This window comes from Halarchaeum grantii (assembly GCF_014647455.2).
Taxonomy (GTDB): Archaea; Halobacteriota; Halobacteria; order Halobacteriales; family Halobacteriaceae; genus Halarchaeum; species Halarchaeum grantii.
The window spans coordinates 637,929-663,301 of sequence record NZ_BMPF01000002.1; the positions used below are offsets into that span (position 1 = coordinate 637,929).

The window sequence follows — 25,373 nt, forward strand, 5'->3', positions numbered from 1 at the left end:
GTCGCGCGTCGCGCGACCTACTCGACGCGCGCTTCCTCGCCGGCGAGCATTTCTATCACTTGCATGACGCCGGAGTTGTCGTCGCGACCCATGCCGTTCTGCTCCATGCTCTTGTAGAGCTCGTGCGCAAGTTCGGTGACGGGCATCGGCGAGCCGTAGGCTTCGCCGGCGTCGGTGGCGATGCGGAGGTCCTTGTACTGGTAGGCGGCGAAGAAACCGGGGTCGAAGTCGCCGCGAATCATGTCGGGAGCGCGGTTGTCGAGCGCCCAGCAGCCCGCGGCGCCCCCGGAGATGGCGTCGACGACGGCTTCGAGGTCGGCGCCGGCTTTCTCGGCGAAGACGAGGGCTTCGCTGACGCTGACCATCTGGGCGGCGACGACGATCTGGTTGCAGGCCTTCGTGGTCTGGCCGGCGCCGCTCGGCCCGCAGTGGGTGACGGTCTCGCCGAGCACCTCGAAGAGGTCCGTACAGGCCTCGAAGACGGCCGTGTCGCCGCCGACCATGATGGAGAGCGTGCCCTCGATGGCGCCCTCCTCGCCGCCGCTGATGGGCGCGTCGAGCATGTCGACGCCCATCTCGGCGAGGTCGGCGGCGAGTTCCTCCGTTTGGACGGGGTTGATCGTGGAGTGGTCGACGTAGATGTCGCCCTCGCTGAAGCCCTCGGCGAGGCCGTCCTCGCCGCGCACGACGTCCTCGACGACGGCGGTGTCGGGGAGACAGGAGAGGATGACTTCGCTGCGCTCGGCGACCTCCCTCGGGGTGTCGGCGGCCTCGCCGCCGTGCTCGACGAGCGCCGCGACGGGTTCCTCGGAGCGGTTGTGCCCGACGACGTCGTAACCGGCGTCGATGAGGTTTGTCGCCATCGGGAGACCCATGATTCCGAGACCGACGAATCCGATCGTTCGTGACATACGCGGCCAATCGGCAGGCGGTGTGAAAAGCGGTCGGGTCGTTACGCCGGGAGGGGGACGGTCTCGATGCGCTCCTTGTGCTCGGCGTCGTAGAACTCGAGTTCGTCGACGGTCCACGTCACGGGGTCGAAGTCGTAGTCGCGGACCCGCTCGACGGCGTCGGGCGGGCCGTCGCGCGCGAGCGTGACGTGCGGCGTGTAGTCGTCGCCTTCGAGACCGGGGACGCGGCCGAGTTCGGCGACGAGCTGGCGATGGACCTCCCAGAGGCCGGGGCTCTCGACGGCGAGGTAGACGACGGGCGCGGTGCCGCCGGTTGGCTCCTCGAAGACGCCGACGTCGCTGATGCGGGCGTCGAAGGAGGGCGCGCCGCGGAGGGCGCGCTTTGCTTCGCGGGCGGCGCGGAGGTACTCGCGGCGGTCGTCGGCGTCGAGGCGTTTCACGACGAGCGTCGCGGTTCGCTGGCCGCGGACGCGGTCGAAGCCGGTGAGGAGCGGGCGGAACTCGCGGATGAGTTCGCGCACCACGGGCGGTACGGGAACGCTGACGCTGTACACGCGCGCTCTAGGCCGTGGGCGCCTAACTACCTTTTCGTCGGCCGCGAGGCGGACCAGGGCGGCCACGGCGGTCGCGACGGCGCGAGACGGGGCCGACGGCGTTTCGTGGTGTGTCGTCCCGTGCCAGACAAGTCTTGCAGGGTCGAAAGTGCTTAATACGCCGTCCGCGCAAGGTGGGAGTAATCATGGAACGGTCCGCCGACACCACGTCCGCTTTCTCCGAGAGCGGCGCGACCGTCCGACGACGACCGGGGTCCCCTTAGACCCCACTTTACCTACTACCCCGGCTTCGAGGTTCGACCCGCGAACCCCCGCGTATCGTCGTCAACCGACCCCTACCACAACATCACCACAATGTCCGAGAACGAAACCGTCGCGCTCGCCTTCTCCGGCGGGCTCGACACGACAGTCTGCGTCCCGCTGCTGAAAGAAGAGTACGGCTACGACGACGTCATCGGCGTCACCGTCGACGTCGGTCAGCCCGAGGAGGAGTTCGAGGAGGCCTACGAGACCGCCGAAGCGCTCGGCCTCGAGCACTACGTCGTCGACGCGACCGAGGAGTTCGCGGAGGTCTGCATGGACGCGGTCGCCGCGAACGCCGACTACGAGGGCTACCCGCTCGGGACGGCGCTCGCCCGCCCCGTCATCGCGAACGCCATCCTCGACGTCGCCGAGGAGCACGACTGCACGGGCCTCGCCCACGGCTGTACGGGGAAGGGCAACGACCAGCTGCGCTTCGAGGCCGTCTGGCGCGCCACCGACATGGAGGTCATCGCGCCGGTCCGCGAGATGGGCCTGACGCGCGAATGGGAGATCGAGTACGCCGACGAGAAGGACCTCCCAGTGGAGGCGGGCGACGGGGGCACGTGGAGCATCGACACGAACCTCTGGAGTCGCTCCATCGAGGGCGGCCAGCTCGAGGACCCCGGCTACGTCCCGCCGGCGGACATCTACGAGTGGACGAGCGAGCCGTCCGATGAGACGGAGCTCGTCGAGATCGAGTTCGACGCGGGCGTGCCGGTCGCCGTCGACGGCGAGTCGATGGCGCCCGTCGAGCTCATCGAGCACCTGAACGAGCTCGCGGGCGCCTACGGCGTCGGGCGCTCCGACCTGATGGAGGACCGCATCCTCGGGCTCAAAGTGCGCGAGAACTACGAGCATCCGGCGGCGACGACGCTCCTGAACGCACACGAGGCCCTCGAAGGCCTCGTGCTGACGAAGGACGAGCGCGACTTCAAGCAGACGGTGGACGAGGAGTGGTCCCAGCAGGCCTACGAGGGCTTGCTTGACTCGCCGCTGATGGACTCGCTCGACGCCTTCCTCATGCAGTCGAACGAGAAGGTCACCGGGACGGTCACCATCAAGTTCGAGGGCGGGCAGGCCCGCCCGGTCGCCCGCGAGAGCGAGTACGCGGTCTACTCCGAGCAGGCGGCCTCCTTCAACACGGAGACGGTGATGGGCATCGAGCAGGCCGACGCGACCGGCGTCGCGAAGTACCACGGCTTCCAGGCGCGCCTCGCGCGCGACGCGGAGAAGAAGGCGAAGCCGGAGCTCGCGACGGACGGCGCGGGCGAGGGGACGGAGGAGTAGACGGATGGACGGCGAGGGCTCGGAGACGGTGGTGCGCCGCGAGCGCTTCGCGGGCGGTCCCGCCCGGGAGTTCCTCTCCTCGATGGCGTTCGACGACCGGCTCTTCGAGGCGGACCTCGCCGTCGACCGCGCGCACGTCGTGATGCTCGCCGAGCAGGGCATCGTCGACGCGGCCGACGCGGGCGCCATTCTCGACGCGCTCGACGACGTCGCCGAGGAGGGCTTCGACGCCCTGCCGGAGGGCGAGGACGTCCACGAGGCCATCGAGACGGCGGTCATCGAGCGCGTCGGCCCCGACGGCGGGCGGATGCACACGGCGCGCTCGCGCAACGACGAGGTGGCGGCGTGTCTGCGCTACGAGTACCGCGACACCCTCCTCGAGGCGATCGAGACGACGGTCGCGGCCCGCGAGGCGCTCTGCGAGGTCGCGGAGGCCGAGCGCGAGACGGTGATGCCGGGCTACACGCACCTCCAGCCCGCCCAGCCGACGACGGTCGCGCACTGGGCGCTCTCCTACGAGGCGGCGCTCGCGCGCGACACCGAGCGCCTGCTGGACGCCTTCGACCGGACGAACCGCTCGCCGCTCGGGTCGGCGGCGTTCGCGGGGACGCCGTTCGACGTGGACAGAGAGCGCACGGCGGAGCTCTTGGGCTTCGAGTCGGTCCTCGACAACTCGATGGACGCGGTCTCCTCGCGGGACTTCCTCGTGGAGGGGTCGGCGGCGTTCGCGGGCCTCGCGACGACGCTCTCGGGGCTCGCGGAGGACCTCGTGGTCTTCGCGAATCGGGGCCTCGTCGAACTCGACGACGACTACGCCTCGACGTCCTCGATCATGCCCCAGAAGAAGAACCCGGACACGCTCGAGCTCGTGCGCTCGACGGCCGGGGACGCGTTCGGTGGGCTCCACGGACTCCTGACGACGATGAAGGGCCTGCCGCGCGCGTACAACCGCGACCTGCAGAACGCCTCGCCGCACGCGTGGCGCGTCGCGGACGCGGTGGCGGAGGCGACGGACGTCGCGGCGGGCGCGGTGTCGACGGCCGACTGGCCGGCCGAGGAGTTGGCGGCGGCGGCGGGCGAGGGGTTCTCGACGGCGACGGGCGTCGCGGACCTGCTCGCGATGCACGGGCTGCCGTTCCGGACGGCGCACGAGATCGTCGCGGCGGCGGCGGAGCGCGGCGCGGACTACGACGCGCTCGATGCGGCGTGCGAGGAGGTCGTCGGCGAGGGCATCGACTCGCTCGCGGACCGCGACGCCGTCGAGGCGGTGCTCGATCCCGTGGCGAGCGTGGCGTCGCGCGATTCGATGGGCGGCCCGGCGCCCGGCGCGACGGCGGAGACGCTGGCGTCGGCGCTCGAGGGCTGTGCGGCGCACGCGGACGCGGCGGCGAGCCGCGCGGACGCCCTCGCCGTGGCCGAGGAGTCGCTCGCGGCGGAGGTGTCGTCGTATGCGTGAGCTCCCGATGCGACGACCGCGACGCCCGCGACGACCAGCGGTGCGACGACGCGCACCGCGGCCCCGTTCGGGGCAACATATCAAAATTCCACGATTGGAATACGGTTCTCCCGGTTCGCCGTTTCGGCGCTTCTCGCGCCGGTAGACGCAACTCTGCCTTCTTGTAAATTATCTGTTAAGTCCGCCAAGTATAAGTTGGTGGACGGTGAAGGTGCGGGTGTAATGACCGAATGCATCCAGTGCGGTGCGGACCTCGACCTGCACGCCGACCTCGAAGTCGGCGAAATCGTCGACTGTGGCACCTGTGGCGCCGAGCTCGAAGTCGTCGACGACGACCCCGTGGAGCTCGAAGAGGCGCCCGAGCTCGCCGAAGACTGGGGGGAATAACGGGATGAGGACGACGCACACGAGGTGGTCCGCGTGAAGATCGGTCTCCTCTACTCGCGCATCCGGAAGGACGAGAAGCTCCTCCTCACGGAGCTCCGCGAGCGCGGTCACGACGTCGAGAAGGTGGACGTCCGTAAGCAGCGCTTCGGCGTCGGCGACCCGCCCGAAGCGCTCGCCGCGTGTGACGTCGTCCTCGACCGGTGTATGGCGACCTCGCGGAGCAAGTACGCGACGACGTTCTGCGAGTCCTACGGCGTCCCGGTCGTGAACAGCGCGGCGACGGCGGACGTCTGCGCGGACAAGGCGAAGACGAGCGTGAAGCTCGACGCCGCCGGCGTTCCGACGCCCGCGACGACCGTCGCCTTCGACGTCGACTCCGCGATGGCGGCCATCGAGGAGTTCGGCTATCCCTGCGTCATCAAGCCCGTCGTGGGCTCGTGGGGGCGCCTGCTCGCGAAGATCGAATCGGAGAGCGCCGCCGAAGCCGTCCTCGAGCACAAGAAGACGCTCGGCCACTACGAGCACTCCGTCTTCTACGTCCAGGAGTTCGTCGAGAAGCCGGGACGCGACCTGCGCGTGCTCACGGTGGACGGCGAACCCGTCGCCGCGATGGCGCGCTCCTCCGAGCACTGGCTGACGAACGCCGCGAAGGGCGCGGAGACGACCGAGTTCGAGCTCGATGAGGAGGTCCGTGCGCTCGCCCGCGAGGCCAGCGAGGCCGTCGGCGGCGGGCTGCTCGGCGTGGACATCATGGAGACCGGCGACGGCTACACGGTCCCCGAGGTGAACCACACCGTCGAGTTCAAGGCGCTGAACGACGCCGTCGAGGCGGACGTCCCCGGGACGGTCGTCGACTGGCTCGAAGCGAAGGCCGAACAGGCGAGCGACGCCGACGCGGAGGTCGGCCTATGACGTCGGCGAGCGTCGTCGGCGGCAGCGGCTTTACCGGTGGTGAGCTCCTCCGCCTGCTCGCCGGCCATCCCGAGTTCGAGATTCAGCAGACGACGAGCCGCGAGTACGCGAACAAGACGGTCGGCTCCGTCCACCCGAACCTGCGCGGCCTCGACCTGCGCTTCGTCGCGCCCGATTCGCTGGATCCGGTGGACGTCCTCTTCGTCTGCGTCCCGCACGGCGTGACGATGGAGCACATCGCGGAGTACCGCGACCTCGCGGACACCGTCGTCGACCTCTCGGCGGACTTCCGCCTCCCGGACGCGGAGCTGTACGATACCTGGTACGACGGCCACGTCGCGCCCGAGCACCTCGCGGATGCGGAGTACGCGCTCCCCGAGCTGAACCGCGAGAACCTCCCCGGGGCGGACCTCATCGCGTCGGGCGGGTGTAACGCCACCTCGACGATGCTCGGCCTCCTCCCGCTCGTCGAGGCCGGGCTCCTCACCCCGGACGACCGAGTGGTCGCGGACGTCAAGGTCGGCTCCTCGGAGGGCGGCGCGGGCGGCGGCGTGGCGTCCAGCCACCCCGAGCGCTCCGGCGTCGTCCGGCCGTACGCGCCCACGACCCACCGCCACGAGGCCGAGATCGAGGCCTACCTCGACCTCCAGGTCTCCTTCACCGTGCACGCGGTGGAGATGATTCGCGGCTCGGCCGCGACCTGCCACGTCTACCCGTCGGAGCTGCCGGCGACGAAGGACATGTGGAGCGCGTTCCGCGAGCAGTACGGCGACGAGCCGTTCGTCCGCCTCGTCGCGGGCGGCGGCGGCGTCTACCGGTATCCGGAGCCGAAGGCGGTCGCGGGGTCGAACTACGCGGAGGTCGGCTTCGAACTCGACGAGCGCAACGACCGCATCGTCGTCTTCAGCGCCATCGACAACATGATGAAGGGCTCGGCCGGGCAGGCGGTCCACGCGGCGAACGTCGCGCTCGGCTTCGAGGAGACGGCGGGCCTCGAGTTCACGGGCCTCCACCCCGTGGGGAGTCCGTAGATGTCGGAGGCATCCTTCGTCTTCGGCGAGAAGCCCATCGGAATCGACTCCGGGCAGGGCGTCACGGTCACGGACGACTCGGGGAACGACTACCTCGACTTCGGGGCGTCCTACGCCTGCACGCCGCTCGGCCACTCGCACCCGACGGTCACCGAGGCCGTCCAGGAGCAGGCGGCGGAGCTCACCTACGTCCAGGGTTCATATCCTGTGGACGTCCGCTCGGAGCTCTACGACCGGCTCGCCGCGCTCGCGCCCGGCGACTGCGAGAAGGTCTGGCTCTGCAACTCCGGCACGGAAGCGAACGAGGCGGCGCTGAAGTTCGCCCGACACGCGACCGGCCGCTCGAAGATCGTCGCGACGATGCAGGCGTTCCACGGCCGGACGATGGGCGCGCTCGCGGCGACGTGGAAGGACGAGTACAAGGAGGGCTTCGGCCCGCTCGCGGGCGACGTCGAGTTCGTCCCCTACGGTGATCGGGAAGCGATGAGCGAGGCCGTCGACGAGGAGACGGCCGCCGTCATCCTCGAGCCCATCCAGGGCGAGGGCGGCGTCAACCCCGCGCCCGAGGGCTACCTCGGGCACGTCCGCGACGTCACGGCCGACGCGGGCGCGGCGTTCATCGCCGACGAGATCCAGACCGGCGTCGGGCGCACCGGCGACCTCTGGGCGGTCGAGGGCGAGGGCGTCACGCCCGACGTCGTCACGGCCGCGAAGGGCATCGCGAACGGCCTGCCGATGGGCGCGACGATGGTGCGGCCGTGGATCGCGGAGAACGCCGGGAACCACGGCTCGACGTTCTCCGGCGGGCCCGTGCCCTGCGCGGCGGCGAACGCGACGCTCGAGACGCTCGTCGCGGAGGACCTCCCCGGGCATGCCCGCGAGGTCGGCGCGGCGTTCCGCGAGAGCCTCGAGGGCATCGCGGCGGAGACGGACGCCATCCGCGACGTCCGCGGGCGCGGCCTCATGGTCGGCGTCGAAGTGAAGACGGGCGCGAACCCCGTCATCGGCGGGATGGCGATGAATCACGGCATCCTCGCGCTCCCGGCGGGGCGCACCGTCGTGCGGTTCCTGCCGCCGCTGACGGTGACCGAAGAGCACTGCCAGCGCGTCGTCGACGCGCTCGAATCGACGCTATGACGGACGCGCGCGAACTCCTGCGCGACCTCGTGGAGACGCCGTCCGTCTCGGGCGAGGAGCGCGCGGTCGCCGAGCGCCTCGTCTCGTACTTCGAGGCGCACGGCCGCGAGGCCTACCTCGACGACGTCGGGAACGTTCGGGCACCCGCCGACGACGGCGTCCTCCTGACGAGCCACATGGACACGGTTCCGGGCGACATCCCGGTCCGCGAGGCGAGCGGCGAACTCTGGGGACGCGGCGCCTGCGACGCGAAGGGCCCGCTCGCCGCGATGGCGGTCGCGGCCGCGCGCGCTGGCGTCTCCTTCGTCGGCGTCGTCGGCGAGGAGACGAGCTCGCGGGGCGCGCGCCACCTCGTGGAGACGCGCGACCAGCCGGAGGCCGTCATCAACGGCGAGCCCTCCGGGTGGGACGCGGTGACGCTCGGCTACCGGGGATTCGTGAAGGGGCGCTTCGCCGGCGAGACGCCGTCCGCGCACACCTCGCGCCCGGGGCCGAACGCCCTCGAGCACGCGATGGACTGGTGGCACGACGTCGAGGAGACGTTCGAGGCGGGGAGCGAGTCCTCCGTCTTCGAGCAGGTGACGACGAAACCCGTCGAGATGGACGGCGGCGTCTCCGCCGACGGCCTCGCGTTCGAGGCGACGGTGGAGGTGCAGTTGCGCGTCCCCCCGTCACTGACCGTCGAAGAGGTGCGTGCGACCGTCGAGGGCGCGCTCCCGACGTACGTGGGCGAGGAGGCGTCCGTGGCGGTCGAGTGGACGGACGCCATCCCGCCAGTGATGGAGTCCCCGCGCAACGGCGTCGCGGCGGCGCTGCGCGCGGGCATCCGCGCTGAGGGCGGCGAGACGACGCACCTCCGCAAGACCGGCACCAGCGACATGAACGTCTACCGTGGCGCGTGGGACTGCCCGATGGCGACCTACGGGCCGGGCGACTCGTCGCTCGACCACGCGCCGGACGAACGCATCGACTTAGAGGAGTACGACCGCGGCGTCGCCGTGCTGACGGCGGCCGCAGAGCGATTACAATGAATCTCATCGACATCGACGACTTCGACGTCCCGCAGCTGCACCGCGTGCTCGACACCGCCCTCGCGATGAAGACGGGCGAGAAGGAGCCCCCGGGGCGACTCGCGGGGACGAGTCTCGGCATGCTCTTCGAGCGCCCGAGCACTCGCACGCGGGTCTCCTTCGAGGTGGGGATGACCCAGCTCGGCGGCCACGCGGTCTTCCTCGGCAAGGACGACATCCAGCTCGGACGCGGCGAGCCCGTGAAGGACACGGCGCGCGCGCTCTCCGGCTACGTCGACGCGGTGATGGCGCGCGTGAAGTCCCACGACGACATGCTCGAACTCGCGGAGTACGCGGAGGTGCCCGTCATCAACGGCCTCTCGAGCGACGCGCATCCCGCGCAGACGGTCGCTGACCTCCTCACGATCCGCGAGCACCACGGCTTCGAGGACACGACGGTCGCGTGGGTCGGCGACGGGAACAACGTCGGGGCGTCCTTCCTCGTCGGCGCGGCGATGGTCGGCCTCGACGTGCGGGCCGCCACCCCCGAGGGCTACGAGTTCAGCGACGACACCGTCGAGCGCGCGGACGCGTACGACGGCGACATCACGACGACGCACGACCCGATCAGTGCGGTCGAAGGCGCGGACGTCGTCTACACGGACGTCTGGGTGAGCATGGGCGAGGAGGAGGAGCGCGAGGAGAAGGTCGCGGACTTCGAGGGGTTCCAGTTGAACGAGGCCCTGCTCGCGCGCGCCGGCGACCCGAGCGTCCTCCACTGTCTGCCCGCCCATCGCGGCGAGGAGATCACGGACGACGTGATGGAGTCCGAGCGCGAGCTCATCTGGGCGCAGGCCGAGAACCGCTTGCACGGCCAGAAGGGCATCCTCGCCGAGTTGCTCTGAGGCGGCCGTCCGCTTATAGCACTCCGCCGCGTAGACGCGGGGTAATGCCGACTGAAGAGGGGAGCCTCCGCGATGCGCTCGCGCCCGCCATCGAACGGCTACCGGAGATGCTGTACCGAGGTCCCGAGGAGCGCGAGCGACCGCTGACGGCCGTGAGCTCCGGTTCAGACCGGGTTTCGGGGTACGGTCGCGCGACGCTCGAGGACGGCGAGGTCGTGTGGACGCGCGACGTCGTACACCCCTCGGACCGCGAGCGCGCGTGGAACGACGTCCAGCGCGCGTTGGGCGACGGCGGGACGTACGACGTGACGTATCGCATCGTCACCGCCGACGAGGACGTCCGCTGGGTCCGCGACCGGGGCGAGCGCCTCGGCGACGGGACGCTCTCGGGCTACGTCGAGGACGTGACGGAGCTGAAGGAGCGGGAGGTGCGACTGCGCGAGGAACTCGACGAGACGTTCGAGCGCATCTCGGACGCTTTCTTCGCGCTCGACCCGGAGTGGCGCTTCACGTACGTGAACGACCGGGCGGCCGAGTACCTCGAGATCGACGGCGAGGGCGTCGTCGGCGAGAACGTCTGGGAGGCCTTCCCGGCGGCGCTCGGCACGGACTTCGAGTCGGAGTACGAGCGCGCGATGGAGACCCAGGAGGCGGTGACGTTCACGGAGTACTTCGAGCCGCTGGACGCGTACTTCGAGGTGAACGCCTACCCCTCGGAGACCGGGCTCTCCGTCTATTTCCGTGACGTCACCGAGCGCGTCGAGCGCGAGCGCCGACTCGAGCGCTACGAGGCGATCGTCGAGACGGTGTGGGACGGCGTCTACGCCCTCGACGGCGAGGGGCGCTTCACGGTAGCGAACGAGGCGTACTGCGAGCTGCTCGGCGTCGAGCGCGAGGACGTGCTCGGGCGGCGAGCCGCGGACGTCGTCGGCGACGGCATCGCCGAGGGCGCACGGCAGTTCGCCGAGGAGATGCGTCGGGACGAGCGCGAGTCGGCGACGCTGTCGTTCACGATCGAGACCGACGACGGCGAGAAGCGCCCGGTGGAGGCGCGCTTGGGGCCGTTCCGCGAGAACGGGCGCGTCGGCGTGCTGCGCGACGTGTCGCGCCAGCGCGAGCGCCGCCAGCGGTTGCGCCGCCAGCGCGAGCGCCTGTCGAGTCTCGTCGCGCTCTACGACGCGGCGAGCGACGTCTCGAGCGCGGTGATCGAGCAGACGAACCGGTCGGCGGTCGAGGGGCGGGTCGCGAACCGGCTCGCGGACGGCCCGTATACGGGCGCGTGGGTCGGGCGGACGACGGGGACGGACGTCACGCGCGTCGCGAGCGCCGGCGAGGACGCGCCCCGGGGGACGGCGCTCGCGACGCGCGCAGTCGACGACGAGCGGGTCGTGGTGGCGGCCGAGTCGGACGCCGAGGGCGACGGGGGCGGCGAGGCGGTGGCGGTACCCATCAGCTACGAGGGCGGGACGTACGGCGTGCTCGTGGTGTGCGCCGCTCACCGGGACGCGTTCGGCGACGCCGAGCGGACGGTGCTGGGCCGGCTGGGGACGACGCTCGGGCACGCCATCGCGGCGCTCGACCGGAAGGCCGCGCTGTTGAGCGAGCACGTCGTGCAGGTCGAGTACCGCTCGCAGGCGGTGGCCTCGGAGCTCGGCGTGCCCGCGAGCGGCGACGGGCGGTTCCGTTTCGAGCGGACGGTCGCGGCGGGCGACGGCGAGTACATCCACTACGTCTGGGTGTCGGGGCTGTCGGACGAGGGGGCGGTGGCGGTCTTCGAGGACGCGGAGCGCTATCGACACGTCCGACTCGTCGGTGAACGCGGCGACGCCGTGCTCGTGGAGGCGACGACGGCGGACGCCCACGTCACGGCCGCGATCGCGAGTCACGGCGGGCGCCTGCGCTCGCTGACGGTACGCGACGGCGAGGTCCGCGTGCTCGCGGAGTTCCCGCAGGGCGTCGACCTGCGGACGGTGACGGGGTCGATCCGGGAGGTCGCGGACGACGTCGAGTTGGTCGCACAGCAGACGGTCGCACGTGACGACGCCGAAGACGAGCGGGTGGACGCGTTCGGCGACCTCACGGAGCGCCAGCGCGCGGCGTTCGAGTCCGCCTACTACGGGGGGTATTTCGAGTGGCCGCGCGACAGCACGGCCGAGGACCTCGCGGAGACGATGGGCGTCTCCGCGCCGACGTTCCACCAGCACCTGCGCGCGGCGGAGCGCAAACTCCTCGGCGTCTACGTGGACTGAGGACTAGAGCAGGCCGTCCTCCTCGAAGACGCGCTGGAGGCGCGACATGGTGGCGACGACGACGTCGCAGTGCGGGCGGACGGCGGGTTTGGGGATGAATCCGATGGCGGTGCCGGCGGCCTTCAGCATCGGGAGGTCGTTCGCGCCGTCGCCGATGGCGACCGTGTCCGCGAGGTCGGTACCGGTCTCGACGCAGAGCGATTCGAGGGCGTCGTCCTTCGTTCCCTCGATGAGGGGGCCTTCGGCGTCGCCGGTGAGGCGGCCGTCCGCGACGGGGAGGTCGTTCGCGACGACGTGGTCGACCTCGGTGTGGTCTTTCGCGAGCGCGGCCTCGACGCCGGGCGTGAAGCCGCCGGTGAGGATGGCGGTGGTGTGGCCGGCGTCGTTCAGCGCCGCGATGAGGTCGGCGGCACCGGGGCGGAGGAAGACCTGCTCGTAGGCGGCCTGCGCTTCGGGTTCGGGGAGTCCCTCGAGGAGCGCGGCGCGCTCGTAGACCGATTCGGCGTAGGAGAGCTCGCCGCGCATCGCGCGCGCGGTGATGTCGCCGATCTCGTTGGCGACGCCGTACTGTTCGCCGAGGAGCACCATCATCTCGGAGTCCGAGAGCGTCCCGTCGAAGTCGAACGCGACCAGTGTCATCGGGTGGGCGTTCGCCCCCCAGCGCCCAAGTGGTTTCTGTTCGCACACCACGTTCCACCCGAAACGAAGGGGTCACCGCTCACGACCCGTCGAGTGTGCATATTTCACATATGTATCCGTCCGGGTTAACCCACATCCGTGTATAGTTTCCTGCGCGATGGCGCCGTCAATTCGCGCCTATGCGAAAAGGGTTAATGCGCCGGGCGGGCTTTCGTCGTGCATGAAGGTACTCGTAACCGACCCCATCGCGGACGCCGGTTTGGACGTGCTCCGCGAGGCGGGCCACGAGGTCGAGACCGCGTACGACGTCGAGGGCGACGCACTCCTCGACGCCGTCTCCGACGCCAACGCCCTCATCGTCCGCTCGGGGACGGAGGTCACCGACGCGGTCTTCGAGGCCGCACCCGACCTCGTCATCGTCGGCCGCGCCGGCATCGGCGTCGACAACATCGACATCGACGCCGCGACCGAGCACGGCGTCATCGTCGCGAACGCCCCCGAGGGGAACGTCCGCGCGGCCGCCGAGCACACCGTCGCGATGGCATTCGCCGCCGCGCGCTCCATCCCGCAGGCCCACGCCCGCCTGAAGGACGGCGAGTGGGCGAAGTCCGACTACCTCGGCACCGAGGTCAACGGCAAGACCCTCGGCGTCGTCGGCCTCGGCCGGGTCGGCCAAGAGGTCGCGAAGAAGCTCGGAGCGCTCGGCATGGACCTCGTCGCCTACGACCCCTACATCGGCGAGGAGCGCGCCGAACAGCTCGGCGCGGAGCTCGTCGACATCGACGAGTGCCTCGAGCGCGCGGACTTCCTCACCGTCCACGTCCCGCTCACCCCGGAGACGGAGAACCTCATCGACGAGGACGCGCTCGCGAACCTCGAGGGCGGCTACCTCGTGAACTGCGCGCGCGGCGGCGTCGTCGACGAGGACGCGCTCGCCGACGCCGTTGAGGACGGCGTCATGAAGGGCGCAGCCATCGACGTCTTCGCGGAGGAGCCCCTCCCGGAGGACGCGAAGGTCCTCGACGTCGACGACATCGTCGTCACCCCGCACCTCGGCGCCTCCACGGAGGCCGCCCAGGAGCACGTCGCCGTCTCGACGGCCGAGCAGGTCGTCGCGGCGTTCAACGACGAGCCCGTGCTGAACGCGCTGAACGCGCCCTCCGTCGACGAGTCCGCGTTCCCCCGCATCCAGCCGTACATCGGCCTCGCCGAGACGGCGGGGAAGGTCGCCGCGCAGCTCTTCGACGAGCGCATCGACTCCATCGAGGTCTCCTACGCGGGCGACATCGCCGGCGAGGACGTCGACCTCGTCACCGCGAGCGCGCAGAAGGGCGTCTTCGAGCCCCTCGAATGGAACGTGAACGCGGTGAACGCCCCGCGCGTCGCCGAGGAGCGCGGCATCGACGTCACGGAGACGAAGAGCCGTTCCTCCGCGGACTTCCAGAGCCTCGTCACCGTCACCGTCAGCGACGGCGAGGACGAGCTCTCGGTCTCCGGGACGCTCTTCGCGGGCGACGACCCGCGTCTCGTCTCCATCGACGGCTACCGCGTCGACGCCATCCCGCACGGCCACATGCTCATCGCGCGCAACCGCGACGAACCCGGCGTCATCGGCTACATCGGGACGGTGCTCGGCGAGTACGACGTGAACATCGCCGGCATGTTCAACGCCCGCGAGACCGACGGCGGCGAGGCGCTCACCGTCTACAACCTCGACGACGACCTCCCGGACGCGGCGCGCGCGGACCTCGAATCCGACTCGCGCATCACCGAGATCAAGGAGATCGAGCTGAACGGCGACTGAGGCGCGCGTCGCGCCCCGAATGACTCGTTTTTCGCGCCCTTAGAGGACGTCGAGCACGCCCTCGGTGTCGGCGGGCACGGACGTCATGTCGCCGCCGGCGGCGGCCGCGGCGTCCGGGTCCTTCAGCAGGTGGCCGGTCGTGAGGCAGACGACCTGCTCGTCCGCCTCGATCTCGCCCTCGGCGCGGAGTTTCCGCAGGCCCGCGACCGAGGCGGCGGACGCGGGTTCGACGCCGACGCCGTCGCGCGCGAGGGCGCGCTGGGCGTCCGTGATCTCCTCGTCCGACACGGCGACGGCGGTGCCGCCGGTGGCTTTCACGCCCGGGAGCGCCTTCGGCGCGTTCACGGGGTTGCCGATGCGGATCGCGGTCGCGATGGTCTCGACGTCCTCCCAGCGCCGCACTTCGTCATTGCCCTCGCGGACGGCCTCGACCATCGGCGCCGCGCCCTCGGCCTGCACGCCCGTGAGCGCCGGCATCTCCTCCTCCTCCATCGCGCCGGCCTCGACGAGCTCGCGGAAGCACTTGTAGAGCGCCGCCGTGTTCCCGGCGTTCCCGACGGGGAGGACGATGCGGTCCGGCCACTCGCCGGTCTCGGCGAGCGATTGCTCGAGTATCTCGAGGCCGATGGTCTTCTGGCCCTCGAGTCGGAAGGGATTGATCGAGTTGAGGAGGTAGGCCTCGCCGCGGTCGGCGAGGTCCGCGACGATGTCGAGGCAGGCGTCGAAGTTGCCCTCGACTTCGAGGATGCGCGCGCCGTGCAGGGAGGCCTGCGCGACCTTCCCGGCGGCGACCTTCCCTGCGGGCAGGAGGACGAGGACTTCGGTGTCGGCGCGCGCGCCGTAGCACGCGAGCGCCGCCGACGTGTTCCCCGTGGACGCGCAGGCGAGGCGGTCGACGCCGAGGCGGTCGGCGACCTTCACGCCGACCGTCATCCCGCGGTCCTTGAACGCGCCGGTGGGGTTCATCCCCTCGTGTTTCACGCGGACGTCCGCGACGCCGACGTCGGCCTCGATCTCCGGGACGGTGTAGAGCGGCGTGTTCCCCTCCTTGATGGAGACCCCTTCGGCGAGGGGGAGGGCGTCCGCGTAGCGCCAGACCCCCGTCCCCTCGAACGCCTCGAAGGTCGGGTACTCCTCGTAGCGCACTTCGAGGAGGCCGTCGCAGTCCGGGCAGCGGTAGACGACGTCGTCGTAGGGCGCGACGGTCTCGCCGCATTCGATACACGCGAGCCAGACGCCGTCCGTCATGACCGCGGGCGGTTCGCCGCCGAGAGTCAGGTCAGCCATACGTGTGGGTCACACGCGGACGACCAAATAGGGGACGGAGATTCCCTCGGTGGCCGGCCGAGCGACGGGTCGGAATCGGCGCAACCACCGAGGAACATAGTTATCAACGTACAACACATGCTACCAATCGAACACGATGGCGGGGAAGTCCGAGGCGGACGACGGAGCGTGGCCGGCGCTCGGCGGGGAGGGGGCGAACGTCTACGAGGTGATCTTCCGGGAGATGGAGGACGCCGTCTTCCTCGTGGACGTCGAGCGGACGGACGGCGGCTACGAGTTCGTCTTCCGTCGGAACAACGCCGCGCATCGGCGCCGAACCGGTCTCTCCGAGGACGAGTTACGCGGGCAGACCCCGCGCGGGCTCCTCGGCGACGAGCAGGGCGCGGCCGTCGCGGCGAACTACCGGCGCTGCGTCGAGCGTCAGGAAGCCATCGAGTACGAGGAGACCCTCGAGTTGCCGGGCGGACGGAGCGACTGGGAGACGAAGCTCACCCCCGTCATGGCGGACGGTCGGGTGACGCAGCTCGTCGGCGTCGGACGCGACATCACGGAGCGGAAGGCACAGCAGCGTGCGTTCGAGCGGACGGCGCGGCGCTTCGAGACCGTGTTGGAGACGATGACGGAGGCGGCGTTCCTGAAGGACACGAACGGGCGGTACCGCCTGATGAATCAGGCATGCCGGGACCTCCTCGGCGTCGGGGACACAGCATTCGACGAGTTGACCGACGAGGACCTCTTCCCGCCGGAGACCGCAGAGCGGGCGCGAGCGGACGACCGTCGCGTCATCGAGACGGGGGAGCGAATCGAGGTCGAGGAGCGGATTCCGACGACCGAGGGGGAGACGGTTCGGCTCACGCGGAAGTCACCCGTCTACGGCGACGACGGCGAGGTCACCGCCGTCTGCGGCGTCTCGACGGACATCACGGCGCAAAAGCGCCGCGAGGAGGAACTGCGGCGACTCACGGAGCGCTTCGAACTCGCCGTCGAGGGCGCGAACATCGGCGTCTGGGACTGGGACATGAAGACCGACGCGGTGGAGTTCAACGAGAACTGGGCGCGGATGCTCGGCCACTCGCTCGACGACATCGACCCGCACCTCGACGCGTGGGAGAGCCGCGTCCATCCGGACGACATCGAGTCGGCGAGCGACGCGCTCGAGGCGCATATCGCTGGCGAGAGCGAGTACTACGAGACAGAACACCGGATGCGGACGGCGGACGGCGACTGGAAGTGGATCCGCGACGTCGGCGAGATCGTCGAGCGCGACGCGGACGGCGAGCCGGTTCGCGCCGTCGGCATCCACCTCGACATCGACGACCGGAAGCAGTACGAGCGGACGCTCGAACGCCAGCGCGACAGCCTCGAGGTACTCAACCAGATCGTCCGCCACGACGTCCGGAACGCCCTCCAGTTCGTGCTCGAGTACGGCGAACTGCTCGACGGCCACGTCGGCGAGGAGGGGGAGGCGTACCGCCGCCGGATCGTCCAAGCGGGACGCGAGGCCATCGACATCACGCGGACCGCCGGGGACGTCACGCGGGTGTTACTCCGCTCGGAGACGTGCCACGCCCCGGTGGCGGTTCGGCCCGTCCTCGAGGAGCAGATAGCGGACCTGCGCGCGAGCCACGAGCACGCCGTCGTCTCCGTCGAGGGCGCGCTTCCGGACGTCGAGGTGCGCGCGGACGACATGCTCGAGTCCGTGTTCCGGAACGTGCTGACGAACGCCGTCGTCCACAACGACGAGGACGTCCCCGAGGTCACCGTCTCCGCGAGCGCGGACGACGAGACGGTTCGGGTCCGAATCGCGGACAACGGCCCCGGGATACCGGACGACCAGAAGGAACGGGTCTTCAGGGAGGGCGAGAAGGGCCTCGAGAGCGAGGGGAGCGGACTGGGCCTCTACCTCGTTCGGACGCTCGTCGAGCGCTACGGCGGCGACGTCCGGGTGGCGGACAACGACCCCGAGGGGAGCGTCTTCACCGTCGAGTTGCGCCGCGACGGCTGAGCGCGTGCCGGGCGCTTATGTCGGCGCGCGGCGATGGCACTGACATGGAGACGACGCGTCGCGTCAGAGTGGCCGCCGCGTGCTGTGTCGCGCTCGGCCTCGGTGGCGCCGGCCTCCTCTACGCACGGTCGGGGCTCGCGCGTCCCGCCGCGCTCGCGGCGTGTGCGCTCGTCGCGCTCGTCGGCGTCCTGCTGTCCCGGCGCGCGGCGGACGCGGGCGAGCGCAAACCCGACTGGTGAGCGACCGGCCGCTCAGGCGTCCGGGAGGAGGCCCGTGCAGACGCGCGGGTAGTCGGGCGTGGTGTCGCGGGTGCGCGTCGTCGTGACGGCGTTCGCGCCGCGCTCCAAGAGGGTGCGGACGGGCGGGCCGACCCGGTCGGGTTCGACGAGGAAGGCGTCGTGGCCGTACTCGCTCTCGACGACGCGGTGGGAGACAGCGGCGGGGCCGGCCTCGAAGGCCTCCGCGATGGTCTCGCCGCCCTCGACGGGGAAGTGCCAGTCGCCGGTAAAGGAGACGACGAGCGCGTCGCCCGCGTAGTCCGCGAGCGCCTCGGCGTCCGAGTTGTAGTCCTCGGCGAGGTCGTACTCGTCGAGCGCGCGCAGGAGGTAGAGGTAGCTGTTCGCGTCGAAGCGCTCGGTGAAGCGCTCGGCGTTGTAGTCGAGGTAGGAGGCGACGTCCCGGTAGGGGAAGCCCTTCGCGCTCGGGTCGGTTCGCTCCTCGGGTTGGCGTTCGGCGACGCGGCGGCCGAAGCGGTCGCGCATCGAGGCCTTCGAGAGGTACATCGCGTGGCCGATGCGGCGCGCGACGGCGAGGCCGCCGCTGGGTTCGGGGCCGCCGTAGTAGTCGCCGTCGCCGTAGTCGGGGTCGTTCGTGATGGCGCGGCGCGCGGCGGTGTTGAGGCCGAGACACTGCGCGTCGAGGCGCGGGCTCGTGGCGATGGCGGCGACGCGCTCGACGCGCTCGGGGTAGCGTTTCGCCCAGTCGATGGCGTTCATGCCGCCGACGCTCCCGCCGACGACGGCGTAGAGCGTCTCCACGCCGAGCTCGTCGAGGAGGCGGGCCTGACTGCGCGTCCAGTCGCCGACCGTGACGGACGGGAAGTCGGGGCCGTAGGGCTCGCCGTCGGGCCCCTCGCTCGCGGGGCCGGTGGTGCCGTAGCAGGAGCCGGGGACGTTCGCGCAGACGACGTGGTAGGCGCGGGTGTCGATGGGTTTGCCGGGGCCGACGAGGGCGTCCCACCAGCCGGCGGCCTGCCCGCTGACGCCCTCGGGGGCGGGCCCGGCGACGTACTGGCTCCCCGTGAGCGCGTGGCAGACGAGGACGGTGGGGTTCTCGCGCTCGCCGTACTCCGCGTAGGCGACGTCGAGGTCGAGTTCGCCGCCGCGCTCGAACGCGAACGAGCCGACATTCGCGACGTCGTCGCGGCGGCCGTAGCTCATCGCGACGCCTCCTCGATGCCGTGTTCGACGTCCGCGAGGACGTCAGCGGGGTCCTCGATGCCGACGGAGAGACGCACCATGTCGGGCGTGACGCCCGACGCGCGCTGTTCGTCCTCGCTCAACTGGGCGTGCGTCGTGCTCGCGGGGTGGATGACGAGCGTCTTCGAGTCCCCGACGTTCGCGAGGAAGGACGCGAGGTCGGTCGATTCGCAGAAGCGCTTGCCGGCCTCGTAGCCGCCCTCGAGGCCGAACGTGATCATGCCGCCGTACCCCCCGTCGAGGTACTCGCTCGCGTTGGCGTGCGTCTCGTGGTCGGCGAGACCGGGGTAGCTCACCCACGCGACCGCCTCGTGGTCGGCGAGGTACTCGGCGACGATGGCGGCGTTCTCGCAGTGGCGCTCCATGCGGAGGCCGAGCGTCTCCAACCCCTGCATCGTCTGCCACGCGTCGAAGGGTTTCTGGGCGTTCCCGAGCGTTCTGGTACCTCGGAGGCGGGTCGCGGCGGCCATCGGGGCGTCCGGGAAGCGCTCGGAGAGGTTGAGACCGTGGTAGGCGGGATTGTCGCCGCCGATTTCGGGGTAGTCCTCCGCGTCCCAGTCGAAGGTGCCGCCGTCGATGACGACGCCGCCGAGGGTGGTACCGGAGCCGTGGAGCCACTTCGTCGTGGAGTGCCAGACGACGTCCGCGCCGTGTTCGAGCGGGCGACAGAGCGCGGGCGTCGCGAACGTGTTGTCGACGAAGAGCGGGACGCCGTGGTCGTGGGCGACGTCGGCGACCGCCTCGATGTCGGGGACGACGAGCGAGGGGTTGCCGATGGTTTCGAGGTGGACGAAGGCGGTGTCCTCGTCGATGGCGTCCCGATAGGCCTCGACGTCGAGCGTGTCCACGAAGCGCGCCTCGATGCCGCGGCGGCTCGCGGTGCCGGTGAGGTAGGTCCGGGTGCCGCCATAGATGTCGGACGCGGAGACGACGTTGTCGCCGGCCTCCGCGAGGACGAACGTCGCGGCGTCGAAGGCGGCCATGCCCGAGGCCGTCGCGACGGCGCCGGCGCCGCCGGCGAGGCTGGCGAGGCGCTCTTCGAGCATCGCGACGGTCGGGTTGCTGATGCGCGAGTAGAGGTCGCCCTCCTCCTCGAGGGCGTAGAGGGCGGCGGCGTGCTCGGCGCCCTCGAAGACGTAGGAGGTGGTCTGATAGATGGGGGGTGCGCGCGCGCCGGTCGCGGCGTCGGGGTGGGCCTGCCCGGCGTGGACGGTCCGGGTGTCGAACCGCCGGTCGTCCTCGTCGCTCATGTACTGTATGCATATTCTCCCAGAGGGATATGCACGGCAGTTACGGCAACGTTCGCCGATTACCGGCGGAGCGGATACTTGAATCGGGAGGGCGTACCCCGGGTCGTGAAACGGCTCAGCGTCACGTTCGACCGGACGGGAGAGGACGCCGCGCGCTTCGCGCCCGCCGAGGGGCGTCGCGGTCGCCTCCGGACCGTCAGGCGGCGTCGCGACGGCACCGTCCTCGAACTCTGCCAGTTCGAGCGCCCCGTCGCCGCCGCCGTCGCGGACGCCCTCGACGACGACACGCACGTCCGCGACCACGCCGTCGTCGACGACCGCACCCTCTACGTCCACCTCCGGCCCGGCGCGCGCGTCCGCTCCCTCCTCGACCGCCTCGAATCCCATCGACTCGTCCTCGACACGCCCGTCTACTTCGACGACGAGCACGTCACCGTCACCCTCCTCGGGCCCGCCGCGCGCATCAGCGAGGCCGCGAGCGCGCTCCCGGAGGCCGTTCGCGCGGACATGCGCGTCGAACGCCTCACCGAGTACACGGGCGAGGACGGCCTCCACTCCGCGCTCACGGAGCGCCAGCGGGACGTCCTCGCGGCCGCCGTCGCCGCCGGCTACTACGAGAACCCGCGCGGGGCGACCGTCGCGGACGTCGCCGACGACCTCGACGTCTCCGCCTCCACCGTCTCCGAGCACCTGCGGAAGATCGAGGCGCGCGTCCTCCCCCACCTCCTCGACGGTACGTAAGTGGCCGGCGAATACCGGCAGTACGGATTCCCCCGGGGCGCGCCTCTCCATCCGTATGCAACGACAGCGCATCCCCGGCCCGGACGGGAAACCGGTCGTCGGTGACACGCTCGCGTTCGCCGACGACCCCCTCGGGTTCCCCACCCGAATCGCCCGCGAATACGGCGACGTCGCGCGCTACGACCTCGGGACGGAGGACGTCGTGCAGGTCTCCTCGCCGGAGCTCGTCGAGAACGTCCTCGTGCAGAACAATCAGGCCTACCGGAAGGGCGAGCGCTTCCAGACGTCGTTACGCCCGACGCTCGGGAGCGGCCTCCTCACGAGCGAGGGCGAGTACTGGCGCGAGCAGCACCACGCGATGCAGCCGGCCTTCTACCCGCGGATGCTCGAGGCGTACGCGGACGTGATGGCCGAGTACACGGAACGGATGCTCGCGGAGTGGGAGGACGGCGAGGTCCGCAACGTCCACGATGAGATGATGCAGCTCACGGTCGAAATCGCCTCTCAGGCGCTCTTCGGCGTCGACATCCGCGAGGAGGAGGGCGCCATCGCCGACGCGCTCGAAGCCCTGATGGACGACGCCTCCGCGCGGATGCGCCGACCCGTCCAACTGCCGCGCTGGCTCCCGACGCCCGGCAACGAGCGCTTCGAGAGCGCACAGGAGACGCTGAACGACGTCGTCGACTCGATCATCGCCGAGTACCGAGCCACGAGCGACGCGCCGCGCGACGGGTCGGACGTCCTCTCGATCCTCCTGAGCGCCACCGACCACACGGACGCGCCGCTGACGGACGAGCAGATCCGCGACGAAATCGTAACGATTCTGCTCGCCGGCCACGAGACGACGGCGCTCGCGCTCACCTACACCCTCCACGCGCTCGGGCGGAGCAACGACGCGCGCGGGCGCCTCGAAGCCGAGGTCGACGACGTGCTCGGCGAGCGGACGCCCGGCTCCGACGACCTCGACGACCTCGCGGACACGGAGCGAGCGGTGAAAGAGGGGTTACGGCTCTATCCGCCGGTCTGGCAGCTCGTGCGCGAGGCGGACGAGCGCGACGAACTCGGCGGCTACGAGATCGAGCCCGGACAGACCGTCGCGATGCACCAGTGGGTCGTCCACCGCGACCCACGGTGGTACGACGACCCGACGGAGTTCCGCCCGGGGCGCTGGACCGGCGAGTTCGAGGCCGACCTCCCGAAGTTCGCCTACTTCCCGTTCGGCGGCGGCCCACGGCGGTGCATCGGCGACCGCTTCGCGATGCAGGAGGCGCGTCTCGCGCTCGCGACCATCGTCCGCGACTGGCGCCTCGAACCGCGGGCGGACCTCTCGTTCGACCCGTCGATCACGCTCCGGCCGGACGGCCCGGTCGAGATGCGGGTCGTGCGCCGATAGGCACCCGACCGAACGAGCGAGCCGCCGCGGAACGCCAGCGGGGTGCGCCACGCCGCTCGAAGCGACCCCCGGTTCTTTTTGCGGGCGCGTCGAACGCCGAGATATGCCCTCGGCCGCCGGCGGGGAGACGCTGCTCGCGGCGTCACTGACGGCGGGCGTCGCGCTCACGGCGGGCGTCGTCGGCGCGTCGCGGTGGTGGGTGCAGGCGTCGCTCGTCGGCGCGGCGCTGCTCGCGACGCGCGCGGTCGCGTCGCGGTACCGGCGGGGGTAGGGCGCCGACCGCCCGAGGCGTTACGGGGACGGGCGCAGTAGCCGGCGTATGGCCGATTCGCTCTCGGACCTCGAGGGGGCGGCGGATCTCGACCCCGAGAACCCGTACGTCACGGACCCGGATCTCGACTTCAGGGACGTCGACGACCTCGGCGAGGACGAAGCCGAGACGCAAGCAACGTACCTCCGCGAGGCGGTGCGCTTCCACGACTATCGCTACTACGTGCTGAACGACCCCGTGATCGCGGACCGCGCGTACGACCGGCTCTTCGAGCGCCTGCGCGAGCTCGAGGACGCCTTCGACCTCCAGACGCCGGACTCGCCGACGCGGCGCGTCGGCGGCGAGCCGCTCGAGGAACTCGGCACCGTCGAGCACGTCGTCCCGATGCTCTCCATCGGCTCGAGCGGCGACGCCGAGGACGTCCGGGACTTCGACGCGCGCGTCCGGCGCGAGCTCGACGGCGCGGCCGTCACGTACGTCTGCGAGCCGAAGTTCGACGGGCTCTCCGTCGAGCTCGTCTACGTCGACGGGCGCTACGTGCGCGCGGCGACCCGCGGGGACGGCGAGACCGGCGAGGACGTGACGGAGAACGTCCGCACGGTCGAGTCCGTTCCCCAGCGGCTGCGCGGGGACCACCCGGACGTCCTCGTCGTCAGGGGGGAGGTCTACATCCCAAAGGACGCCTTTCAGGCGTACAACCGCGAGCGCGTCGAGCGCGGCGACGAGCCGTTCGCGAACCCGCGAAACGCCGCCGCCGGCACCCTCCGCCAGCTCGACCCCTCGGTGACGGCCGAGCGCCCGCTCGACTGCTACGTCTACGACGTCCTCGCGGCGTGGAACGCGCCCGAGGCCGACGAGGGCGCCGGAGATGGTACCGTCCGCGAGGCGTGGGCGGCGTGGCGGGCGGACGAGGCCTCGGTCGCCGACCTGCTGGACGCGCTCTCGGGGACGGTGTCGGCGTCGGGCGGCGCGCACGCGAGCGGCATCGACGGGCTGGAGACGCAGTGGGGCGAACTCGGGCGGTTCCCGGACTGGGGGTTGAAGACGAACGACCGCGACCGGCACGTCGAGGACGTCGAGGCGGCCATCGACTACCGCGACGACCTGCGGGAGGCCCGCGAGTCGCTGAACTACGACATCGACGGCACGGTGCTGAAGGTGAACGACCGCGCGCAGTGCGAGGCGCTCGGGACGACGGCGCGCCACTACCGGTGGGCGTACGCCTACAAGTTCCCGCCGCGCACGGAGCGCACGACCGTCACGGACGTCGTCGTGCAGGTCGGGCGAACGGGTCGGCTGACGCCGGTCGCGCTCTTAGAGCCCGTGCAGGTGAGCGGCGTCACCGTCTCGCGCGCGAGCCTCCACAACCCCGAGGAGCTCGCGGCGTTGGGCGTGAACGTCGGTGACGAGGTGCGCGTCGAGCGCGCGGGCGACGTCATCCCGTACGTCGACGCGGTGGTCGAGAAGCACAGCGAGGGCGCGTACGAGTTCCCCGGGGAGTGCCCGGTCTGCGGGAGCGCCGTCGAGTACGACGGCCCCGTCGCCTACTGCACGGGGGGGTTGGCCTGCGACGCCCAACTCGTCCGCGCCGTCGCGTACTTCACGGACGTCCTCGGTGTCGAGGGCGTCGGCGAGAGCGCCGCCGAGCAACTCGTCGAGTCGGGGCTGGTCGGGACGGACGTCGCGGACCTCTACGACCTCGACGTCGACGACCTCGCGGCGCTCGACGGGTGGGGCGAGACGAGCGCGCAGAACCTCGTGGCAGAGCTCGAGGACGCGCGCCACCCGCCGCTGGGCGACTTCCTCGCCGCCATCGGCATCCCGGAGGTCGGCCCGACCGTCGCCGCCGATGTAGCGGCCCACTTCGGGACGCTGGACGCCGTCCTCGACGCCGACGAGGCCGAGTACGAGGCCGTCGAGGGCGTCGGGCCGACCGTCGCCGAGCACGTCGCGGAGTTCCTCGACAACGAGCGCAACCGCCGCGTCATCGAGCGCCTGCGCGAGGAGTCGCGACTGGGCGAGCCCGAGTCGCCCGAGGCCGCGCGAGCGGGCGACGAACTCGACGGCGAGACGTACGTCTTCACGGGGAGCGTTGCGGGGTGGACGCGCGACGAACTCCACGGCCTCGTCGAGCGCCACGGCGGGTCGGCGACGTCCTCGGTCTCCTCGAACACGGACTACCTCGTCGTCGGCGAGAACCCCGGGACGGCGAAGCGCGAGGCCGCCGAGGAGCACGGCGTCGACGAGCGCGACCCCGAGGCGTTCTTCGACTCGCTCGCCGAGCGCGGAATCGACGTCGAATCACGAGACGATAGTTAGATATGTAACTATATATCTAGTTCCACCGCGAATACACGTCCGTT

At 70.9% G+C, this 25,373-nt stretch carries 22 protein-coding genes; 16 read left to right on the forward strand and 6 right to left on the reverse strand.

Annotated features, from left to right (window positions below):
* Positions 1-17 precede the first annotated feature (17 nt).
* Positions 18-911 carry an NAD(P)-dependent oxidoreductase gene (locus tag IEY12_RS09495; protein ID WP_188883166.1) on the reverse strand — a complete coding sequence of 298 codons (894 nt, stop codon included), beginning with the start codon at positions 909-911 and terminating at the stop codon, positions 18-20.
* Positions 912-952: 41 nt separating this feature from the next.
* On the reverse strand, positions 953-1,465 hold the full coding sequence (locus IEY12_RS09500) for a 2'-5' RNA ligase family protein (protein WP_188883168.1): 513 nt from the start codon (positions 1,463-1,465) through the stop codon (positions 953-955).
* 354 nt (positions 1,466-1,819) lie between these two features.
* Between IEY12_RS09500 and IEY12_RS09505 the strand changes: the two genes are divergently transcribed.
* The 9 genes from IEY12_RS09505 to IEY12_RS09545 all read left to right on the forward strand — a co-directional run bounded on the left by IEY12_RS09505 (position 1,820) and on the right by IEY12_RS09545 (position 12,142).
* Entirely contained in the window at positions 1,820-3,055 is a 1,236-nt protein-coding gene (locus IEY12_RS09505; protein ID WP_188883171.1) for an argininosuccinate synthase, read from the forward strand.
* 4 nt (positions 3,056-3,059) lie between these two features.
* Complete coding sequence (argH, locus tag IEY12_RS09510) at positions 3,060-4,511, forward strand: argininosuccinate lyase (protein ID WP_188883173.1); 1,452 nt, start codon at positions 3,060-3,062, stop codon at positions 4,509-4,511.
* A 222-nt stretch (positions 4,512-4,733) separates the two neighbouring features.
* The gene (gene lysW, locus IEY12_RS09515) at positions 4,734-4,898 is read left to right on the forward strand and encodes a lysine biosynthesis protein LysW (RefSeq protein ID WP_123074471.1); all 165 of its coding nucleotides are present in this window, start codon (positions 4,734-4,736) and stop codon (positions 4,896-4,898) included.
* Between the two features lie 33 nt (positions 4,899-4,931).
* A complete protein-coding gene (lysX, locus tag IEY12_RS09520) occupies positions 4,932-5,810 on the forward strand; it encodes a lysine biosynthesis protein LysX (protein WP_188883175.1) in 879 nt (292 codons plus the stop codon).
* Positions 5,807-6,841, forward strand: a complete 1,035-nt coding sequence (argC, locus tag IEY12_RS09525; RefSeq protein WP_188883177.1) for an N-acetyl-gamma-glutamyl-phosphate reductase — start codon at positions 5,807-5,809, stop codon at positions 6,839-6,841. The genes lysX and argC overlap by 4 nt, the downstream gene beginning before the upstream one ends.
* Complete coding sequence (locus IEY12_RS09530) at positions 6,842-7,978, forward strand: aspartate aminotransferase family protein (protein WP_188883179.1); 1,137 nt, start codon at positions 6,842-6,844, stop codon at positions 7,976-7,978.
* A complete protein-coding gene (locus IEY12_RS09535) occupies positions 7,975-9,009 on the forward strand; it encodes a [LysW]-lysine hydrolase (RefSeq protein ID WP_188883182.1) in 1,035 nt (344 codons plus the stop codon). Before IEY12_RS09530 ends, IEY12_RS09535 begins: the two co-directional genes overlap by 4 nt.
* A complete protein-coding gene (gene argF, locus IEY12_RS09540) occupies positions 9,006-9,893 on the forward strand; it encodes an ornithine carbamoyltransferase (RefSeq protein ID WP_188883190.1) in 888 nt (295 codons plus the stop codon). Before IEY12_RS09535 ends, argF begins: the two co-directional genes overlap by 4 nt.
* 44 nt (positions 9,894-9,937) lie before the next feature.
* On the forward strand, positions 9,938-12,142 hold the full coding sequence (locus IEY12_RS09545; RefSeq protein WP_188883194.1) for a PAS domain-containing protein: 2,205 nt from the start codon (positions 9,938-9,940) through the stop codon (positions 12,140-12,142).
* Between the two features lie 3 nt (positions 12,143-12,145).
* On the opposite strand, the gene serB is transcribed toward IEY12_RS09545, so the two are convergent.
* On the reverse strand, positions 12,146-12,781 hold the full coding sequence (gene serB, locus IEY12_RS09550) for a phosphoserine phosphatase SerB (protein WP_188883196.1): 636 nt from the start codon (positions 12,779-12,781) through the stop codon (positions 12,146-12,148).
* Between the two features lie 220 nt (positions 12,782-13,001).
* Here serB and serA point away from each other — a divergent pair, with 220 nt between their 5' ends.
* Positions 13,002-14,585, forward strand: coding sequence for a phosphoglycerate dehydrogenase (serA, locus tag IEY12_RS09555; RefSeq protein ID WP_188883198.1), 1,584 nt, complete (start codon positions 13,002-13,004; stop codon positions 14,583-14,585).
* Positions 14,586-14,624: 39 nt separating this feature from the next.
* Here serA and thrC read toward each other — a convergent pair whose 3' ends face one another.
* The gene (gene thrC / locus IEY12_RS09560) at positions 14,625-15,872 is read right to left on the reverse strand and encodes a threonine synthase (protein ID WP_188883201.1); all 1,248 of its coding nucleotides are present in this window, start codon (positions 15,870-15,872) and stop codon (positions 14,625-14,627) included.
* A 136-nt stretch (positions 15,873-16,008) separates the two neighbouring features.
* Here thrC and IEY12_RS09565 point away from each other — a divergent pair, with 136 nt between their 5' ends.
* Together IEY12_RS09565 and IEY12_RS09570 are read left to right on the forward strand one after the other, a co-directional pair.
* Positions 16,009-17,877 carry a PAS domain-containing protein gene (locus IEY12_RS09565; RefSeq protein WP_188883206.1) on the forward strand — a complete coding sequence of 623 codons (1,869 nt, stop codon included), beginning with the start codon at positions 16,009-16,011 and terminating at the stop codon, positions 17,875-17,877.
* A 44-nt stretch (positions 17,878-17,921) separates the two neighbouring features.
* A complete protein-coding gene (locus IEY12_RS09570) occupies positions 17,922-18,116 on the forward strand; it encodes a hypothetical protein (protein ID WP_188883208.1) in 195 nt (64 codons plus the stop codon).
* A 12-nt stretch (positions 18,117-18,128) separates the two neighbouring features.
* Here the strand turns inward: IEY12_RS09570 and metX are convergent, their stop codons facing one another.
* Positions 18,129-19,316: a homoserine O-acetyltransferase MetX gene (gene metX, locus IEY12_RS09575; protein WP_188883210.1), complete on the reverse strand. Its 1,188-nt coding sequence runs from the start codon at positions 19,314-19,316 to the stop codon at positions 18,129-18,131.
* The gene (locus IEY12_RS09580) at positions 19,313-20,605 is read right to left on the reverse strand and encodes an O-acetylhomoserine aminocarboxypropyltransferase/cysteine synthase family protein (protein WP_188883212.1); all 1,293 of its coding nucleotides are present in this window, start codon (positions 20,603-20,605) and stop codon (positions 19,313-19,315) included. Before IEY12_RS09580 ends, metX begins: the two co-directional genes overlap by 4 nt.
* 105 nt (positions 20,606-20,710) lie before the next feature.
* On the opposite strand from IEY12_RS09580, the gene IEY12_RS09585 reads away from it, so the two are divergent.
* From IEY12_RS09585 to ligA, 4 genes are all read left to right on the forward strand, one after another.
* A complete protein-coding gene (locus tag IEY12_RS09585) occupies positions 20,711-21,346 on the forward strand; it encodes a helix-turn-helix domain-containing protein (RefSeq protein WP_188883214.1) in 636 nt (211 codons plus the stop codon).
* Positions 21,347-21,401: 55 nt separating this feature from the next.
* A complete protein-coding gene (locus IEY12_RS09590; protein WP_188883216.1) occupies positions 21,402-22,739 on the forward strand; it encodes a cytochrome P450 in 1,338 nt (445 codons plus the stop codon).
* Positions 22,740-22,842: 103 nt separating this feature from the next.
* On the forward strand, positions 22,843-23,010 hold the full coding sequence (locus IEY12_RS09595; RefSeq protein WP_188883218.1) for a hypothetical protein: 168 nt from the start codon (positions 22,843-22,845) through the stop codon (positions 23,008-23,010).
* A gap of 48 nt (positions 23,011-23,058) precedes the next feature.
* The gene (gene ligA / locus IEY12_RS09600; RefSeq protein ID WP_188883222.1) at positions 23,059-25,329 is read left to right on the forward strand and encodes an NAD-dependent DNA ligase LigA; all 2,271 of its coding nucleotides are present in this window, start codon (positions 23,059-23,061) and stop codon (positions 25,327-25,329) included.
* The last annotated feature ends 44 nt before the right edge of the window (positions 25,330-25,373 follow it).

Coding starts and splice junctions, on each gene's coding strand:
- IEY12_RS09495 (WP_188883166.1), bottom strand. CDS start 911: ATGTCACGAACGATCGGATTCGTCGGTCTCGGAATCATGGGTCTCCCG.
- IEY12_RS09505 (WP_188883171.1), top strand. CDS start 1,820: ATGTCCGAGAACGAAACCGTCGCGCTCGCCTTCTCCGGCGGGCTCGAC.
- argH (WP_188883173.1), top strand. CDS start 3,060: ATGGACGGCGAGGGCTCGGAGACGGTGGTGCGCCGCGAGCGCTTCGCG.
- lysW (WP_123074471.1), top strand. CDS start 4,734: ATGACCGAATGCATCCAGTGCGGTGCGGACCTCGACCTGCACGCCGAC.
- argC (WP_188883177.1), top strand. CDS start 5,807: ATGACGTCGGCGAGCGTCGTCGGCGGCAGCGGCTTTACCGGTGGTGAG.
- IEY12_RS09530 (WP_188883179.1), top strand. CDS start 6,842: ATGTCGGAGGCATCCTTCGTCTTCGGCGAGAAGCCCATCGGAATCGAC.
- IEY12_RS09535 (WP_188883182.1), top strand. CDS start 7,975: ATGACGGACGCGCGCGAACTCCTGCGCGACCTCGTGGAGACGCCGTCC.
- argF (WP_188883190.1), top strand. CDS start 9,006: ATGAATCTCATCGACATCGACGACTTCGACGTCCCGCAGCTGCACCGC.
- IEY12_RS09545 (WP_188883194.1), top strand. CDS start 9,938: ATGCCGACTGAAGAGGGGAGCCTCCGCGATGCGCTCGCGCCCGCCATC.
- serB (WP_188883196.1), bottom strand. CDS start 12,781: ATGACACTGGTCGCGTTCGACTTCGACGGGACGCTCTCGGACTCCGAG.
- serA (WP_188883198.1), top strand. CDS start 13,002: ATGAAGGTACTCGTAACCGACCCCATCGCGGACGCCGGTTTGGACGTG.
- thrC (WP_188883201.1), bottom strand. CDS start 15,872: ATGGCTGACCTGACTCTCGGCGGCGAACCGCCCGCGGTCATGACGGAC.
- IEY12_RS09565 (WP_188883206.1), top strand. CDS start 16,009: ATGGCGGGGAAGTCCGAGGCGGACGACGGAGCGTGGCCGGCGCTCGGC.
- IEY12_RS09570 (WP_188883208.1), top strand. CDS start 17,922: ATGGAGACGACGCGTCGCGTCAGAGTGGCCGCCGCGTGCTGTGTCGCG.
- metX (WP_188883210.1), bottom strand. CDS start 19,316: ATGAGCTACGGCCGCCGCGACGACGTCGCGAATGTCGGCTCGTTCGCG.
- IEY12_RS09580 (WP_188883212.1), bottom strand. CDS start 20,605: ATGAGCGACGAGGACGACCGGCGGTTCGACACCCGGACCGTCCACGCC.
- IEY12_RS09590 (WP_188883216.1), top strand. CDS start 21,402: ATGCAACGACAGCGCATCCCCGGCCCGGACGGGAAACCGGTCGTCGGT.
- IEY12_RS09595 (WP_188883218.1), top strand. CDS start 22,843: ATGCCCTCGGCCGCCGGCGGGGAGACGCTGCTCGCGGCGTCACTGACG.
- ligA (WP_188883222.1), top strand. CDS start 23,059: ATGGCCGATTCGCTCTCGGACCTCGAGGGGGCGGCGGATCTCGACCCC.